Below are 13,307 nucleotides of genomic sequence, written 5' to 3'. Positions count from 1 at the left end.
TCCGCTAGCCTCACGGTGTGCGCGACATCGTGGTCTTCTCCGGAAGCGCCCACCGCTCCCTCGCCGAGGCCATCTGCAACGAGCTCGGCACCACCCTCTCCCCGTCGGAGACCGTGCGCTTCAGCAACGACTGCCTGCAGTCGCAGCTGCACGCCAACTGCCGCCAGCGCGACGTCTACATCGTCCAGCCGCTGGTGCCGCCGACGCAGGACCACCTCATGGAGCTGCTGCTCATGGTCGACGCGGCGCGCGGTGCGTCGGCGGCCTCGATCACCGTCGTGGTGCCGCACTACGCCTACGCGCGGTCGGACAAGAAGGACGCGTCGCGCATCTCCATCGGCGGCAAGCTGGTGGCCGACATGATGGCCACGGCCGGCGTGAGCCGCGTGGTCACCATGACCCTGCACGCGCCCCAGGTGCACGGGTTCTTCTCGATGCCGCTCGACCACCTGACCGCCATCGGTGAGCTGGCCGACCACTACCGCGGGTCCGACCTGAGCAACGCGGTGGTCGTCTCGCCCGACTTCGGCAACGCCAAGACGGCCTCGCAGTTCGCGCGGCTGCTCGGCCTGCCGGTCGCTGCGGGCAGCAAGCAGCGCAAGGCCGACGACAAGGTCGTCATCGACGCCATCGTCGGCGACGTCTCGGGCAAGCGCGCGATCGTGCTCGACGACGAGATCGCCACCGGCGGCTCCATCGTCGAGCTCGTGTCGATGCTGGAGACCCAGGGCGTCACCGAGATCTCGGTGGCCTGCACTCACGGGCTGTTCACCGGCAAGGCGGTCGAGCGGCTGCGCGACCACCCGGGGATCGCCGAGGTGGTCACGACCGACACCGTGCCGCCGCCCGCTGACTGGCCCGAGCTGCGGGTCCGCTCGGTCGCGCCCCTGTTCGCCCAGGCCATCGCCCGCATCCACGCCGGCGAGTCGGTCAGCAGCCTCTTCGACGGCGTCGACCCCACCCACGCGCCACCGCAGCCCAAGCTCCCGCTCTAGACGCTCCGGCAGTCCAGCCCCGGGGTGGCGATGGCCGCCCGACGAAGGTCCGTGGTGAGCGGGTCGCCTCTCACGCACCGGGACGGGCGTGCCGACGTCCCGGGACCGGACTAGGGTCGAGCGACGACGAAGGGGGTCGCGCGTGAGGCGACGATTCATGGGGGTGCTGGCCGGGCTCGTGCTCGCGGTGCTGGCGCCCCTGCTGCTGGCAGGTCCGGCGCAGGCCGCCGACGGCGGTTCTGGCGACGGCAGTGCCGGCGAGGGTGGGGGCCGCGAGGTCGTCGTCGGCACGGAGGGCACCTACCCGCCGTTCTCGTTCAACGAGGGCGGTGAGCTGACCGGCTACGACATCGAGGTCATCGAGGCCGTCGCCGACGAGGCCGGCTGGCAGCTGCGGTTCGTGCAGTCGCAGTTCGACGCGCTCTTCGGGGCGCTCGACTCCGGGCGCATCGACGTGATCGCCAACCAGATCACCGTCAACCCCGAGCGCGAGGAGAGCTACGCGTTCTCCACGCCGTACACGTACTCGCGTGGCGTCATCGTCGCGAAGAAGGGCTCGGACATCCGGACCCTCGCCGACCTCGAGGGCAAGGTCACGGCGCAGTCGGCCACCAGCAACTGGTCGCAGGTCGCGAAGGACGCCGGCGCCCGCGTCGAGAACGTCGAGCAGTTCGCCCAGGCCGCCGACCTCGTGGCCCGCGGCCGGGTCGACGCGATCGTCAACGACAACATCGCCGTGCTCGACTACCTCGCCACCACCGGTGACGACCAGATCGAGGTGGTCGGCGACGCCGGCGAGGAGGTCGGCGCGCAGGCGCTGGCCTTCCGTCAGGACGACGAGGCCCTGACCCGTGAGGCCGATCAGGCCCTGGACTCCCTGCGTGCCGACGGGACCTTGACCGAGATCAGCGAGAAGTACTTCAAGGCCGACGTCTCCGTCGAGGACGGTGGCGCCGCCGAGGTGGGCGGCCGCTCCGGCACCTCCTGGTGGGACTCCGTCCGTGACAACGCGTGGCCGACCCTCGTCGCTCTCCTGAAGATCACGATCCCGCTCACCGCGCTCAGCTTCGCCATCGGACTCGTCGCGGCCGTGCTCATCGCGCTGGCCCGGATCTCCTCGTCCCGGCTGCTCTCGTGGCCGGCGCGCTTCTTCATCTCGGCGGTGCGCGGCACCCCCCTGCTGCTGCAGCTCTTCGTGGTGTTCTTCGCCCTGCCGCAGCTCGGCGTCGAGCTGCCGTCCTTCCTGGCGGCCACGCTGGCGCTGAGCGTCAACGTGGCCGGCTACGCCGCTGAGACCGTGCGCGGCGCGCTGCTCGCCGTTCCGGCGGGTCAGCACGAGGCAGCGGCCACGATCGGCATGTCCCGGAGCCTCACGTTGCGTCGGGTGGTCCTCCCGCAGGCAGGAAGGATCGCGGTGCCGCCGCTCTCGAACACCCTGATCTCGCTCGTGAAGGACACCTCGCTCGTCTCGGTCGTCCTGCTGACCGACCCCTTCCGGGTGGTCACGCAGGCCGCATCGACCACGTTCGACTACCTGCCCCTGTACGTGATGCTGGGCTTCTTCTACTGGGTCATCTGCACGCTGCTCACCGCGGTGCAGAACCGGCTCGAGACGCGACTGAACAGGTACGTGACCACATGAGTGCACCCACCGGCCGGACCCCGCTCCTCCAGGCCCGCGGCCTGCGCAAGGCCTTCGACGGCACCGCGGTGCTCGACGGCATCGACCTCGACGTCCCCGAGGGCACGACGACCGCGGTCATCGGCCCCTCGGGGTCGGGCAAGACGACGCTCCTGCGCTCGCTCAACGCACTGACCGTGCCCGACGCCGGGGTCGTCACGATCGGCGACGTGTCGGTCGACTTCGGGTCGTTGCCGAGGGGGAGGGAGGGCCGGCGCCGGGCCGAGCTGCTGCGCCGCCAGAGCGGCATGGTCTTCCAGTCCCACGAGCTCTTCCCGCACCGCACCGTGCTCGGCAACCTCGTCGAGGGTCCGGTGCAGGTGCAGGGGGAGGACCCCGACGAGGCGGCCGCCCGCGCCCGGGCACTCCTGGAGCAGGTCGGGCTGTCGGGCCGTGAGGACGCGTACCCCTCGCAACTCTCCGGGGGCCAGCAGCAGCGCGTGGGCATCGCGCGCGCCCTCGCACTGCGGCCGCGCGTGGTGCTGCTCGACGAGCCGACGTCGGCGCTCGACCCCGAGCTCGTGGGCGAGGTCCTCGCGGTCGTCCGCGACCTCGCCTCGCAGGGCTGGACCATGGTCGTCGTGACGCACGAGATCCGCTTCGCGGCCGACGTCGCCGACACCGTGGTCTTCGTCGACGGCGGCCACGTGGTCGAGCAGGGGCCGGGGCGCGAGGTCGTCGACGCGCCGCGCGAGGAACGGACGCAGCGCTTCCTCGAGCGCATCCTGCACCCCGGGTGAGCCCGTCGTCGGCGGCCAGGGGTGGCCGTGCTCCCGCCGCGTCCGTAGGCTTTCACCTCGTGGCGGACGCACCGATCGGGATCTTCGACTCTGGCTTCGGCGGACTGACCGTCGCCAGAGCCGTGATCGACCAGCTGCCGCACGAGCCGGTGCTCTACCTCGGCGACACCGCCCGCCAGCCCTACGGCCCGCAGCCGATCCCTGCGGTGCGGGAGTTCGCGCTCGAGTGCCTCGACCACCTGGTCGCCCAGGGCGTGAAGATGCTGGTCATCGCCTGCAACTCCGCGAGCGCCGCCGTGCTGCGTGACGCGCGCGAACGCTACGACGTCCCCGTCGTCGAGGTCATCGTCCCCGCCACCCGGCGGGCGGCCCGCGCCACCCGCAACGGTCGGGTGGGCGTCATCTGCACCCGCGCCACGGCCGCGTCGCGCGCCTACGACGACGCCTTCGCCGCGAACCCCGGCATCGAGCTCGTCACGCAGGCCTGCCCCGACTTCGTCGACCTCGTCGAACGGGGCGTCACGACCGGCCCCGAGGTCGACGCGGCGGCCGAGGAGTACCTGGCCCCGCTGCGCGACGCGGGTGTCGACACCCTGGTGCTCGGCTGCACGCACTACCCTCTCCTGACCGGGGCGATCGCCCTGGCCATGGGCGAGGAGGTCACCTTGGTCTCGAGTGCGGAGGAGACGGCGAAGGACGTCTACGCGCGGCTCGTGCAGGGCGGGCTGCTGCGCGACGTCGAGGCGCCCGCACCGGAGCACCGGTTCCTCACCACCGGCCGGCCCGACGAGTTCGGTGTGCTCGGCCGTCGCTTCCTCGGGCCCGAGGTCGAGACGGTCGGACAGTTCGCGCAGGTGGTGGCATGAGGCTCACGATCGTCGGCTGCGCCGGATCGTTCCCCGGGCCGGACTCGGCGTCGAGCTGCTACCTCGTCGAGCACGACGACTTCCGCCTGCTCGTCGACCTCGGCAGCGGAGCCCTCGGCCCCCTGCAGCGCCACCTCGACCTGCGCGACGTCGACGCGGTCCTGCTCTCGCACCTGCACGCCGACCACTGCTTCGACCTGTCGGGCTTCTACGTGGTCAGCAAGTACCACCCGACGGGCGCGCTGCCGACCATCCCCGTGTACGCCCCTCAGGGCGCCGGTCCGTTCCTCGCGAGCAGCTACGGGCGGTCCGAGGGACTGCAGATGGCCGACCAGTTCGACTTCCGCTCCTGGGTGCACGGCGAGGCGGTGCAGATCGGTCCGTTCCTGGTGACCCCGTCGCTCATGGACCATCCCGTCGAGGCCTACGGGATGCGGATCGAGGCCGACGGACGCGTGCTGGCGTACTCCGGCGACACGGCACCCACGGAGGCGCTCGACGACGTGGCGCTCGGCGCCGACGTCTTCCTCTGCGAGGCCTCGTTCGTGGAGTCCGCGACCAATCCGCCGAACCTGCACCTGACCGGTGCGGAGGCCGGTGACTACGCCACCCGCGCCGGCGTCGGCCGCCTCCTCGTGACCCACGTGCCGTCGTGGACCGACCGCGACGAGGTCGCCGCCGACACCCGCTCCACCTTCGCGGGGGACTTCGTCCTGGTCGAGGCCGGGCAGGTCTACGACGTCTGAGCGCCCGTCGGTAGGGTCGCGGACATGACCTCCCGCGAGGACGGCCGCGCCGTCGACGAGCTCCGCCCGATCACGATCACCCGCCACTGGCTCGACCACGCGCAGGGGTCCTGCCTGGTGGAGTTCGGCAAGACGAAGGTGCTGTGCGCCGCGTCGGCCACGGAGGGCGTGCCGCGCTGGCGCAAGGGCTCGGGACTGGGCTGGGTCACGGCCGAGTACGCGATGCTGCCGCAGGCCACGCACGACCGTTCCGCGCGCGAGTCCGTCAAGGGTCGCATCGGTGGCCGGACGCACGAGATCTCGCGGCTCGTGGGCCGTTCGCTGCGCGCTGCGGTGGACTACACGGCGCTCGGTGAGAACACGATCACGATCGACTGCGACGTCCTGCAGGCCGACGGTGGCACGCGCACGGCGGCCATCACCGGCGCCTACGTGGCCCTGGCCGACGCCGTCGCGCACCTGCGCGACAAGGGTGCGCTGGCGGGGGAGCCCCTGGTGCAGTCGGTGGCCGCGGTCAGCGTCGGCATCATCGACGGCACCCCCATGCTGGACCTGCCCTACGTCGAGGACGTGCGCGCCGAGACGGACATGAACGTGGTCATGACGGGCAGCGGCGCGTTCATCGAGGTGCAGGGCACCGCCGAGGGCGCGCCCTTCGTCCGCTCCGAGCTCGACGCCCTCCTGGCCCTGGCCGAGAAGGGCTGCACCGACCTCACCCGCCTCCAGCAGGAGGCGCTCGCCCGATGACCGACGACACGGCGGGGGTGCCGGGCCGTGGGCGGCAGACCAGCACCGTCGTGCTCGCCTCGAACAACGCGAAGAAGCTGGCGGAGCTGCAGCGCATCCTCGCGCCCCTCGTGCCGGGGGTCGAGGTGCTCGGGCTCGCCGACGTCGCGGACTACCCGGAGCCGGCCGAGACCGAGCCGACGTTCGAGGGCAACGCCCTGATCAAGGCGCGGGCGTGCCTCGAGGCCACGGGGCTGCCGTCGCTCGCCGACGACTCGGGCCTCTGCGTCGACGCGCTCAACGGCATGCCGGGCGTGCTCTCCGCGCGCTGGTCGGGCGTGCCGAAGGACCAGGGGGGCGACGCGGCGAACAACCGGCTCCTGCTGTCGCAGATCTCCGACGTCCCGCCCGAGCGACGCAGCGCCACCTTCGTCGCCGCCGTCGCGTTCTGCACGCCCGACGGGCAGGAGCACGTCGTCCGGGGCGAGATGCCCGGCCGCATCCTGGCGGGGGAGCAGGGCGAGGGCGGATTCGGCTACGACCCGCTCTTCGCCGCCGACGGGTTCGACGTGTCGACCGCCGAGCTGAGCCCGTCCGACAAGGATGCGATCAGCCACCGCGGACGGGCGCTCGCGCAGGTCGCGCCGCTGGTCGCCGCGGCGCTCTCGGCCTGACGGGCCTCAGCGCGGCGGGCGCTTTGAGAGGGCGTCGATCACGACGTCGCCCAGCGCCCTGCTGCCCGCGAGCGTGGGGTGCACGCCGTCGACGGTGCGGCCCGGCCGGTCCAGGCTTCCCTTGGTGGCCACGTACTCGAGACCGTGACGCTTCGCGGCGGTGTGCACGATGGACGTGATCCGGCGCTGCTGCCACGGGTCCAGCGGGCCCCACGGTGGGCCGAGCACCACGATGCGGGTCGTGCGCGGCAGGCTCCGCTCGACCACGTCGAAGTAGCGGTCGACGGCCTGCTGGACGGCGGCGTCGGTGGACTCGACCAGGCCGCCCTGGCGGCAGGTGGCCCAGTCGTTGCGCCCGCCCTCGACGATGAAGACCGACGGTGCGGGTCCCTTGAAGGCCTCGGGCCGGTCGATGAACCGGTTCCCTCCGCACCGGTGGCCGGGGCGCTGGTAGCCCGAGCCGGACTGCGCGAAGGTGCGCACCTCGGTGTCGAAGTGACGTCCGACGAAGCTCCACCAGCCCTGCTCGGGGCTGCCGGGGTCGTCGTCGTAGCGCGCGGTGATGGAGTCGCCCACCACGACCACGCCCTGGGGGAAGGGTCCGGTGCCGGGCTCGGTGCCGATGGCACCCTGCCGCCCTGCGGTGACGCCGAGGCTGATGAGCAGGGCCAGGGCGACGGTGACCAGCACGCGTCGTCCGTGTCCGTGTCGTGCCATGGTCCCCTGCTGTCCTCCCCGAGAAGAGCACCAGCCTACGTCCGCGGACGGCCAGGAACCGATGGATGCGGAGAAGTCACCGAAACGTCATCGGCACGGGGTCGGTGTCAGGAACCGCCGGCGAAGCCGCGCTGGCGCCAGGCCTCGTAGACCACGATCGCCGCGCAGTTGGCGAGGTTCATGGACCGCCGCGCCGGCAGCATGGGCAGCCGCAGCCGGTCGGTCACGCGAGGGTGTGCGAGCACCTCGTCGGGCAGACCTGACGGCTCGGCGCCGAACAGCAGCACGTCGCCCGGCTCGTACGACACGTCGGCGTAGGAGCGAGTGGCCCCGGTCGTGAACGCGAACACCCGCGCGTCGCCGAGTGCGGCCAGCGCCGTGTCGAGGTCGGCGTGCACGTGGAGGGTCGCCAGGTCGTGGTAGTCCAGCCCGGCGCGCTTCAGCTTCGGCTCGGACAGGTCGAAGCCGAGCGGCTCCACCAGGTGCAGCTCCGCCCCGGTGGCGGCGGCGAGCCGGATCGTGTTCCCGGTGTTGCCCGGGATGCGCGGCTCGTGGAACAGGACACGGAACATGACGGACTCACCCTAGGATGTCGGCCATGCCTGACACCCCCGCCCCCGGACAGTCCTCCTCCCTCGGCCAGCCCCGTGTCCACGTGACCCACACCTTCCGCTCCGCCCCCGCCGACGTGTTCGCCGCGCTCGGCGAGCACGAGAACCTCGGTCCGCTGTTCGGGGCGAGCATCACGCGCCTGCGGGACGGCCACACGTCGCGCAACGGCGTGGGCTCGGCCCGCACGCTCAAGCTCGGCCCCCTGCCCGGCTTCGTCGAGACCGTCGTGGTCTCCGAGCCCGACGAGCGCATCGAGTACGAGATCACCCAGGGCAGCCCGCTGAAGGGCCACCGCGGCATCCAGGTGCTGACGCCCACCGCCGACGGCGGCACCCACCTGGACTACACGATCCACTTTGACGCCCCGGTGCCCGGCGTGGCCGCCGCCGTGGCGAAGGTGCTGACCCAGAAGATCAACGCGAACCTGCCGAAGCTCGTCCCCTGAGCCTCGGCGCCGACCTCAGAGCTCGTGCTCCCACGGCGGCTGGGCGCCGGCGCGGCCGACCACGAACGCGGAGCAGCGTGACGCGAGGTCGGTGACGCTGCGCCACAGCGTGAGGTCGGAGGCGTGCAGCCGCGTGCTGCCGGCCGCACCGTCGAGCCCGTCGTCCTTGAGGCCCGCGATGAGTCCCGACATGAACGCGTCGCCGGCGCCGACGGTGTCGACCACGTGGGACGCCTGCGCCCTCGAGGCGATGGAGCCGCGGTGCGTGTACGTGCGCGCACCGCGGGCGCCCATCGTCATGACGACGGCCGCCGGCCCGGCCGCCAGCCAGCTGCGGGCGGTGTCGGCGGGGTCGCTGTGCGGCTCGAGCCAGGCCAGGTCCTCGTCGCTGACCTTGACCACGTCGCACAGCGGCAGCAGGGACTCCATCCGGTCCAGCGCCTCCGCGCGGCTCGGCAGGAGCGACGGACGGACGTTGGGGTCGAAGGTGACCGTGCACATGGGGGCGAGCCGGCGCAGGGCGTCCTCGACGTCGTCGGCGCCCGGCTCCAGGAACGCCGCGATCGACCCGGTGTGGACGATGTCGGGGACCTCCTCGGCCCAGATGCGGCCCGGGTCCCAGCAGATGTCGAAGTCGTAGCTTGCGCTGCCGTCCTCGGCCAGGGTGGCCACGGCGGTGGAGGTGCGCTCCAGCTCCTTGAGCCCGGGCATGAGGCGCACGCCCGACTCCGCGAGGTGCATGCGCACGAGCGCCCCCAGGTCGTCGGTGGCCAGGCTCGTGGCGAGCACCGGGGTGACGCCGAGGCGTCCGAGGCCGACGGCCACGTTGGCGGGGCTGCCACCAGGATGCTCGGTGCGCGACCCGTCGGGTCGTTCGACGATGTCGACGAGGGCTTCACCGATGACCAGGACCATGGCCACAGTCTGCCGTGACCCGGGTCCGCCGCACGGCGTGGCCGTGGGGACCGGGTGCCGGTGACAGGACTCGAACCTGCACGCCCTGGGGCACGGCATCCTAAGTGCCGCGTGTCTACCAGTTCCACCACACCGGCGGGTGCGCCCCCAGCCTAGGCCAGGGGGATCCGGGTCAGGCGGCGTCGAGCCCGAGGTCGCGGCGCAGCTTGGCCACGTGTCCGGTGGCCTTCACGTTGTACTGCGCCACCTCGACGGTGCCGTCCTCGCCGATCACGACCGTCGAGCGGATGACGCCCTCGACGACCTTGCCGTAGAGCTTCTTCTCGCCGAAGGCGCCCCATGCGGTCATCACCGAGCGGTCGACGTCGGAGAGCAGCGTGATGGTGAGCCCGTCGCGCTCGCGGAACTTCGCCAGCTTCTCGGGCTTGTCCGGACTGATGCCGACGACGGTGTAGCCCTCGGCCTGCAGGTCGTCGAGCGCCCCGGAGAAGTCCGTGGCCTGCTTCGTGCACCCCGGCGTCATGGCCGCGGGGTAGAAGTACACGATCACCTTGCCGCCCCGCAGGCTCGACAGCGTGACCTCCTGGCCGGTGTCGTCGGGGAGGGTGAAGTCGGGTGCGGTGTCACCGGGCTGCAGTCGCGTCGTCATGGGTCCTATCCTTGCAAGACCAGTCCGCACCGACGAGAGGCGCCACGTGGGCACGTCACAGACCGATGAGCTGGTCGACGAGATCGAGCAGATCCGCGAGCGGCTCGCCGACACCGTCGACGCCCTGGTCGACCGCACGAACCCCAAGAACATCGCGCGGCGCAGCCTGGCCGACGTGAAGGCGAAGTTCGTCGGCCCGGACGGATCGGTCCGCTACGAGACCGTGGTGCCCGTGGTGCTCGGCGTCGTCGGCTCCGTGGCAGCGATCGTCGTGCTGCGCCGGGTGCTCGGCTGACCATGCCCGGTACCGAGGGAGCACGGGACGACGGCGGAAAGCTCGCCATCCGGATGCTGCACGACCGCCTGCTCGTGTCGATCGACGAGGAGGCGGGGGAGCGGCGCTCGGGGGGCGGCATCCTGATCCCGGCCACCGCGGCGATGGGCAAGCGGCTGGCCTGGGCCAAGGTCGAGGCGGTCGGCGCGCACGTGCGGGCCGTCGAGGTCGGCGACCGCGTGCTCTTCGATCCCGAGGAGCGCGCCGAGGTCGAGGTGCGGGGCGAGAGCTTCGTGCTGCTGCGCGAGCGCGACCTGCACGCGGTCGCGTCGGAGCGCATCGAGGAGGGCCAGACCGGCCTGTACCTGTGATCGGCGCGGGCACGGTGGGGACGAGCGGTGTCGTAGGTGGGGCCGGACGTGGGGAGCGGAGGAGCGATGAGCGGCACGGGTCGTGACGTCCCCCTGCGCCGCATCCGTCTGCGCCGCAGCGAGGAGACCTTCCTCGACCGCCTCCTGCTCCTGCGCCGTCGCTGGCGCCTGATGCTCCGCCTGGGGATCGCGACCGCGGCCGCGTTCCTCATCGCCACCCAGGTGTTCGGGCACCAGCAGGCGTTCTTCGCCCCCATCGCCGCGGTCGTCGTGATCACCGCGGGCGGTGGCCTCCGTGGTCGCACGCTCGTCGAGGTCGTCGTCGGTGTGGCGCTCGGGGTGCTCGTGGGCGAGCTCATCATCCTGACGATCGGACGCGGGCCGGCGCAGATGGCGCTCGTCGTCCTGCTCACGGTCGTCGCAGCCACGCTCACCGGCATCCGGGGCCTGGCCCTGACCCAGGCCGCCAACTCCGCCGTGCTGCTGGCGGCCGTGGTGCCCGCGGCCGGGGCGGGCAACCCGGCCCTGACCCGCTTCCTGGACGCGCTGATCGGTGGCCTGTGCGGCATGGCCATGGTCCTGCTGCTGCCCCGCAACCCGGTGCGCGACATCGACGCGGAGGTGCAGCGTCTGCTGCGCCAGCTGGCGTCGGTGCTGAGGGGAACCGCACGGTCCCTGCGTGAGCGTGACCCCGGCGTGGCCGACGAGGCGCTCGAGCGGGCCCGCGGCATGCAGGGCAGCATCGATTCCCTCGACGCGACGGCGCGCAACGTCAGCGAGATCGCCCGCATGTCGCCCATGCGCTGGCGGCAGCGCGAGCACCTGGCGCTCTACGTGGGAGCCGTCCGCGACTTCGACAACGCCATCCGTGACTCCCGGGTGCTCGCACGGCGGGTCAGCGCGATGCTGCGCCACGACGAGGTGGGACCGGACGCCCTCGAGCAGTCCGTGGAGGCCCTGGCCGAGGCCGTCGACGTCATCGCCGACGACCTGTCCTCGCTCGACGACTTCGCCGGCGCCCGCGACCAGCTCGTCGAGGCCGCCCGCATCGCCGTCGCGGCGCTGCCGGACACGATGACGCTGAACACGGCGGCCATCACGGCACAGGTGCGGTCCATCGCCGCCGACCTGATGTTCGTCTGCGGCGCGAGCCGCGACGAGATCGACGCCGCACTCGACTTCGAGTGACGCCCCGCCGAGGTCGGCGGGACACGCACCCACGGACGGTGGCGCGCGGCGGCCCGGGTGCGCTACGGTGACGACACCAGACCGCCTGAGGAGGTGAGCCGCAATGAACCAGACCACGACACCGATCGCCTTCGATCACACGTCCCGTGGTGCCGCGTTCGCCGGCTCCCCCGTCCTCGGCGCAGTCTCCGTCTAGCCAGATCCGTCACGTCAGCACCGCTGACCGACACCCTGGCTTCGAGCCGCTCAGGACACCACGTCCAGGGCGGCTCTTCTCGTCTGCCCACCCACGATCCCATCCCTTCGACCACACCCGACCACCTCGCAGAAAGGAGGCGCGCAATGAACCAGCACCAGAACACCGACACCTTGCCCGCAGACACCCCGACGACCGACCAGATCGCCACGGCCCCGACCAGGACCGACCGCGACGGACACCGCACCACCTGGACAAGGGGAGAGGGGGTGAACGCGATGGCACGGAACCCCCTTCGCTCCGGTGCTCGCCGCAAGCGCGCCTGGGACGAGATGTCGGAGACCGACCGACAGGTCCTGCTGGAGACCGTCCGGCAGCGCCGCGAGGCGCAGGCCATGAAGGACGCGCACCAGCTGCAGGTGCTGAGCCAGCGGTCCTACCGCTGAACGACGCCCCACCGCGTGGCCCCCGGTCCTCGACCGGGGGCCACGTGCGTCTGCGGACCTGCGGACCTGCGCACCGCGACCAGCGGAACGGACCGGCTGAGGGAGGCGGTCGAGGGTCTGGGACGATCGGGGTAATGACCGGGGTCCTGGAGGGTTTCAGCACCATCGGTGCGCTCATCGCCCTCGGTGCCCTCCTGGCACACCTGCGGATCTTCGACCTGAACGCCCAGGTCGTGCTCTCGCGCCTCGCCTTCTACGTGGCCAGTCCCGCCCTGATGATCACCGTCCTGCAGGACGCCGACGTCTCGGCCGTCCTGTCGCGGAACCTCGCCGCCACGTCGGCCGCGGTCGCGGTCGTCGTCGCGCTCTACCTGCTCGTCGCGCGGCTCGTGCTGCGCCAGGACCTCGCCGACACCGTCGTCGGCGCGCTCTCCTCGGCCTACGTCAACGCCGGGAACCTGGGGCTGCCCATCGCGGCCTACGTCCTCGGCGACGCCGCACTCGTCGCTCCCACGCTGCTGCTGCAGATGCTGGTGCTGCAGCCACTCGCCCTCGCCGTGCTCGACGCCGCGGTGGCGCAGGAGCGGGTGCCGTGGCACCGCTTCCTCACGCGTCCGCTCCGCACGCCCCTGACCGTGGCGTCGCTGCTGGGCCTCGCGCTGTCGATCACCGATGCCCGGATCCCTCGCCTCGTCGACGAGCCGCTCGGCCTGGTCGGGGCCATGGCGGTCCCGGCCATGCTCATCGCCTATGGCGTCTCGCTGCGACTCGGCCCGCGTCCGGGCAGTGGCGGCAACGCGCCCGTGCTGGCGCTCATCGTCGTGCTGAAGCTCGTCGTCCAGCCGGTCGCCGCCTACACCGTGGGACGGTTCGCGCTGGGGATGGACGGGGACCCGCTCCTGGCCGTGACCGTCCTGGCCGCGCTGCCGGCGGCGCAGAACATCTTCGTGATCGCGGTGCGCTACGACCGTTCGACCGTCCTCGCCCGCGACGCCGTGTTCGCCACCACGGTGCTCTCGGTCCCCGCGGTCGCGGTCGTCGCGGCGCTGCTCACCTGAGTCCGGCC

The 13,307-nt window shown here is 72.1% G+C and carries 17 protein-coding genes and 1 tRNA gene; 13 read left to right on the top strand and 5 right to left on the bottom strand.

The features are described from left to right. Window positions 1–17: 17 nt before the first annotated feature. The 7 genes from NBW76_RS14365 (at window position 18) to rdgB (ending at window position 6,428) form a co-directional block, all read left to right on the top strand. Complete coding sequence (locus NBW76_RS14365; protein ID WP_055968733.1) at window positions 18–995, top strand: ribose-phosphate pyrophosphokinase; 978 nt, start codon at window positions 18–20, stop codon at window positions 993–995. Window positions 996–1,137: 142 nt separating this feature from the next. Beyond that, window positions 1,138–2,637 carry an ABC transporter substrate-binding protein/permease gene (locus tag NBW76_RS14360; RefSeq protein WP_235492852.1) on the top strand — a complete coding sequence of 500 codons (1,500 nt, stop codon included), beginning with the start codon at window positions 1,138–1,140 and terminating at the stop codon, window positions 2,635–2,637. Continuing rightward, window positions 2,634–3,416 carry an amino acid ABC transporter ATP-binding protein gene (locus tag NBW76_RS14355; RefSeq protein WP_056552209.1) on the top strand — a complete coding sequence of 261 codons (783 nt, stop codon included), beginning with the start codon at window positions 2,634–2,636 and terminating at the stop codon, window positions 3,414–3,416. The genes NBW76_RS14360 and NBW76_RS14355 overlap by 4 nt, the downstream gene beginning before the upstream one ends. Window positions 3,417–3,475: 59 nt before the next feature. After that, window positions 3,476–4,282, top strand: coding sequence for a glutamate racemase (murI, locus tag NBW76_RS14350; RefSeq protein ID WP_055968730.1), 807 nt, complete (start codon window positions 3,476–3,478; stop codon window positions 4,280–4,282). Further along, window positions 4,279–5,028 carry an MBL fold metallo-hydrolase gene (locus tag NBW76_RS14345; protein ID WP_055968727.1) on the top strand — a complete coding sequence of 250 codons (750 nt, stop codon included), beginning with the start codon at window positions 4,279–4,281 and terminating at the stop codon, window positions 5,026–5,028. The genes murI and NBW76_RS14345 overlap by 4 nt, the downstream gene beginning before the upstream one ends. Before the next feature lie 24 nt (window positions 5,029–5,052). Beyond that, entirely contained in the window at window positions 5,053–5,775 is a 723-nt protein-coding gene (gene rph / locus NBW76_RS14340) for a ribonuclease PH (protein WP_055968726.1), read from the top strand. After that, complete coding sequence (gene rdgB / locus NBW76_RS14335; RefSeq protein WP_056552206.1) at window positions 5,772–6,428, top strand: RdgB/HAM1 family non-canonical purine NTP pyrophosphatase; 657 nt, start codon at window positions 5,772–5,774, stop codon at window positions 6,426–6,428. Before rph ends, rdgB begins: the two co-directional genes overlap by 4 nt. 6 nt (window positions 6,429–6,434) lie before the next feature. Here rdgB and NBW76_RS14330 read toward each other — a convergent pair whose 3' ends face one another. Both NBW76_RS14330 and NBW76_RS14325 read right to left on the bottom strand, forming a co-directional pair. Beyond that, window positions 6,435–7,145, bottom strand: coding sequence for an SGNH/GDSL hydrolase family protein (locus NBW76_RS14330; protein ID WP_082481168.1), 711 nt, complete (start codon window positions 7,143–7,145; stop codon window positions 6,435–6,437). Between the two features lie 107 nt (window positions 7,146–7,252). Beyond that, window positions 7,253–7,717 carry a tRNA (cytidine(34)-2'-O)-methyltransferase gene (locus tag NBW76_RS14325; protein ID WP_056552200.1) on the bottom strand — a complete coding sequence of 155 codons (465 nt, stop codon included), beginning with the start codon at window positions 7,715–7,717 and terminating at the stop codon, window positions 7,253–7,255. 26 nt (window positions 7,718–7,743) lie between these two features. Here NBW76_RS14325 and NBW76_RS14320 point away from each other — a divergent pair, with 26 nt between their 5' ends. Next, window positions 7,744–8,202, top strand: a complete 459-nt coding sequence (locus NBW76_RS14320; RefSeq protein WP_056552941.1) for an SRPBCC family protein — start codon at window positions 7,744–7,746, stop codon at window positions 8,200–8,202. Between the two features lie 15 nt (window positions 8,203–8,217). On the opposite strand, the gene NBW76_RS14315 is transcribed toward NBW76_RS14320, so the two are convergent. The 3 genes from NBW76_RS14315 to bcp all read right to left on the bottom strand — a co-directional run bounded on the left by NBW76_RS14315 (window position 8,218) and on the right by bcp (window position 9,766). Next, a complete protein-coding gene (locus NBW76_RS14315) occupies window positions 8,218–9,117 on the bottom strand; it encodes a carbohydrate kinase (RefSeq protein WP_056552197.1) in 900 nt (299 codons plus the stop codon). A 55-nt stretch (window positions 9,118–9,172) separates the two neighbouring features. Then, window positions 9,173–9,254 (bottom strand) — tRNA-Leu (locus NBW76_RS14310). A 35-nt stretch (window positions 9,255–9,289) separates the two neighbouring features. Further along, window positions 9,290–9,766, bottom strand: coding sequence for a thioredoxin-dependent thiol peroxidase (gene bcp, locus NBW76_RS14305; RefSeq protein ID WP_055968717.1), 477 nt, complete (start codon window positions 9,764–9,766; stop codon window positions 9,290–9,292). 46 nt (window positions 9,767–9,812) lie between these two features. Between bcp and NBW76_RS14300 the strand changes: the two genes are divergently transcribed. The 5 genes from NBW76_RS14300 (at window position 9,813) to NBW76_RS14280 (ending at window position 13,299) form a co-directional block, all read left to right on the top strand. Continuing rightward, window positions 9,813–10,061 (top strand): DUF3618 domain-containing protein, encoded by a 249-nt coding sequence (locus tag NBW76_RS14300; protein WP_055968715.1) that lies wholly within the window; start codon window positions 9,813–9,815, stop codon window positions 10,059–10,061. 2 nt (window positions 10,062–10,063) lie between these two features. Next, window positions 10,064–10,411 (top strand): co-chaperone GroES, encoded by a 348-nt coding sequence (locus NBW76_RS14295; protein WP_055968713.1) that lies wholly within the window; start codon window positions 10,064–10,066, stop codon window positions 10,409–10,411. A gap of 66 nt (window positions 10,412–10,477) precedes the next feature. After that, a complete protein-coding gene (locus NBW76_RS14290) occupies window positions 10,478–11,599 on the top strand; it encodes an aromatic acid exporter family protein (RefSeq protein WP_055968712.1) in 1,122 nt (373 codons plus the stop codon). Between the two features lie 474 nt (window positions 11,600–12,073). After that, window positions 12,074–12,241: a hypothetical protein gene (locus NBW76_RS14285; RefSeq protein WP_156364644.1), complete on the top strand. Its 168-nt coding sequence runs from the start codon at window positions 12,074–12,076 to the stop codon at window positions 12,239–12,241. Between the two features lie 134 nt (window positions 12,242–12,375). Next, window positions 12,376–13,299, top strand: coding sequence for an AEC family transporter (locus tag NBW76_RS14280; protein ID WP_056552191.1), 924 nt, complete (start codon window positions 12,376–12,378; stop codon window positions 13,297–13,299). Window positions 13,300–13,307: the final 8 nt, after the last annotated feature.

It is taken from the genome of Aeromicrobium sp. Leaf245, assembly GCF_942548115.1.
In the GTDB taxonomy this organism is placed as follows: domain Bacteria; phylum Actinomycetota; class Actinomycetes; order Propionibacteriales; family Nocardioidaceae; genus Aeromicrobium.
This window is presented reverse-complemented; position numbering and strand designations above follow the sequence as displayed.

Coding starts and splice junctions, on each gene's coding strand:
- NBW76_RS14355 (WP_056552209.1), top strand. CDS start 2,634: ATGAGTGCACCCACCGGCCGGACCCCGCTCCTCCAGGCCCGCGGCCTG.
- NBW76_RS14345 (WP_055968727.1), top strand. CDS start 4,279: ATGAGGCTCACGATCGTCGGCTGCGCCGGATCGTTCCCCGGGCCGGAC.
- rph (WP_055968726.1), top strand. CDS start 5,053: ATGACCTCCCGCGAGGACGGCCGCGCCGTCGACGAGCTCCGCCCGATC.
- rdgB (WP_056552206.1), top strand. CDS start 5,772: ATGACCGACGACACGGCGGGGGTGCCGGGCCGTGGGCGGCAGACCAGC.
- NBW76_RS14330 (WP_082481168.1), bottom strand. CDS start 7,145: ATGGCACGACACGGACACGGACGACGCGTGCTGGTCACCGTCGCCCTG.
- NBW76_RS14325 (WP_056552200.1), bottom strand. CDS start 7,717: ATGTTCCGTGTCCTGTTCCACGAGCCGCGCATCCCGGGCAACACCGGG.
- NBW76_RS14320 (WP_056552941.1), top strand. CDS start 7,744: ATGCCTGACACCCCCGCCCCCGGACAGTCCTCCTCCCTCGGCCAGCCC.
- NBW76_RS14315 (WP_056552197.1), bottom strand. CDS start 9,117: ATGGTCCTGGTCATCGGTGAAGCCCTCGTCGACATCGTCGAACGACCC.
- bcp (WP_055968717.1), bottom strand. CDS start 9,766: ATGACGACGCGACTGCAGCCCGGTGACACCGCACCCGACTTCACCCTC.
- NBW76_RS14295 (WP_055968713.1), top strand. CDS start 10,064: ATGCCCGGTACCGAGGGAGCACGGGACGACGGCGGAAAGCTCGCCATC.
- NBW76_RS14290 (WP_055968712.1), top strand. CDS start 10,478: ATGAGCGGCACGGGTCGTGACGTCCCCCTGCGCCGCATCCGTCTGCGC.
- NBW76_RS14285 (WP_156364644.1), top strand. CDS start 12,074: ATGGCACGGAACCCCCTTCGCTCCGGTGCTCGCCGCAAGCGCGCCTGG.
- NBW76_RS14280 (WP_056552191.1), top strand. CDS start 12,376: ATGACCGGGGTCCTGGAGGGTTTCAGCACCATCGGTGCGCTCATCGCC.